At 72.8% G+C, this 1388-nt stretch carries 2 protein-coding genes; both read right to left on the bottom strand.

Features of this window, described 5'->3' with window-relative positions; all coding sequences use genetic code 11:
* Positions 1-416 (bottom strand): Clp protease N-terminal domain-containing protein (locus P409_RS34390; protein WP_034849363.1); only part of this gene is annotated, 416 nt, incomplete at its 3' end.
* A gap of 27 nt (positions 417-443) precedes the next feature.
* Positions 444-1388, bottom strand: a 945-nt coding sequence (gene tssG, locus P409_RS34385) for a type VI secretion system baseplate subunit TssG (RefSeq protein WP_052121714.1), incomplete at its 5' end; no start/stop codon positions are given.

Below are 1388 nucleotides of genomic sequence, written 5' to 3'. Positions count from 1 at the left end.
AGGAGCGGATCCGGTCCGGCCACATCCTGGTGGCCCAGCGTCTCGTCCGCCAGCAGGGCCACCAGGATGTGGCCGGACCGGATCCGCTCCTCGCCATATTCCAGCGTCGCCAGCAGCCAGGCCTCGCGCCCCAGCGTCACCAGCGACGGCGACAGCGCCGGCGGGTGGGTGTTGCCGGTCTTCAGCCGGTCCAGCGCCCGGTTCAGCTCGGCCGAGACCCGGCCGGGGTCGAGCTCGAAATGGCGCAGGCAGGCGACGATGTCGCTCTGGTCGTCCTCGAGCAGCTTGATCAGCCAGTGCTCGATCTCGACGTTGAACTGCGACCGCGACAGGGTCAGGCCGGCAGCCCCCTCCAGCGCCCGGCGGCAGGGGGTGTTCAGCTTTCCGACCAGGGATTTCAGATCAATGGCTGCCATGGCTCTGTCTCGTCAATGCGGGGCGGGTCAGGCGGGATCGAATTCGAAGACGGCGTCGGCCAGGTCGGCGGCCGGGGTGCGCGACACCGCCCAGCTGGTCCAGCCCAGCCGGGTGGCGGCCGTGCCCAGCCGCGGCTCCGGCACGTCGGTGCGGTCCAGCACGACGCGCAGGTTGAAGCTGAGGCCGGGGCCGACATACAGGCGGGTCAGCTCCGCCAGCCGCCGCACATCCTCCGACCCCGGGATCAGGGTCTGGAAGCGGGCCCAGGACACCGGGCCGACCCGGATCTGGAACTTGCCCTGGACGTCCCAGACCCGTTCGCCGACCACGGCGTCGACGCCGAGCTGGCAGAAGCTGCCCTCGGGCGCCGCCGCGGAGGGCGTGCGGGTCTGCTCCTCGGCCGGCAGGGGCAGCCAGCTGCCCTCGAACTGCGTCACCGACACCGGCAGGCCGAGATAGTCGGCCAGCATCGCCTCCAGCGCCGCGGCCGAGCGGGGCCAGCGCGCGAAATGGCCGGCATAGTGGACGACCGCCTCGTCCTCGACCGCCAGCCGCCGCCGCAGATGCGGCGTGCCCAGCCCGACCAGCGCCAGCAGCGCGCCCGAGACGTCGTCCTCGGCACCGCCCGATCGCTCATAGGCGACCGGCAGCCGGTACTTGGCCCAGGCCCGGTAGAAGAAGGAGGCGAGGCGGTGGTGGAACAGGTCCAGGAAGGTCTTCATCGCCGGCCGCTTCATGCGGATGGCGCGGTTGACCTCGGCGGTGATGTGGCTGGGCAGGACGCCGGACGGGCCGACCAGGCCGAACAGCGTCAGCGCCAGGCGGGGCGGGGCCTCGCCCTCGGGCGGCTCGTACCCCGCCACCGAACCGGCCGGGAAGGCAAGGGACGTGCTGCCGGTCAGGCGCACCGCCTCCTTGGCGGGGTCGAGATCCTCGCCGACCGGCCGGCCCCGGCCGTCCGGCCCCGGATC

Source organism: Inquilinus limosus MP06 (assembly GCF_000767795.1).
Classification (GTDB): Bacteria; Pseudomonadota; Alphaproteobacteria; order DSM-16000; family Inquilinaceae; genus Inquilinus; species Inquilinus limosus_E.
Note: the sequence above shows the minus strand (reverse complement) of the source record. Positions and strands in the feature narration are given on the sequence as shown.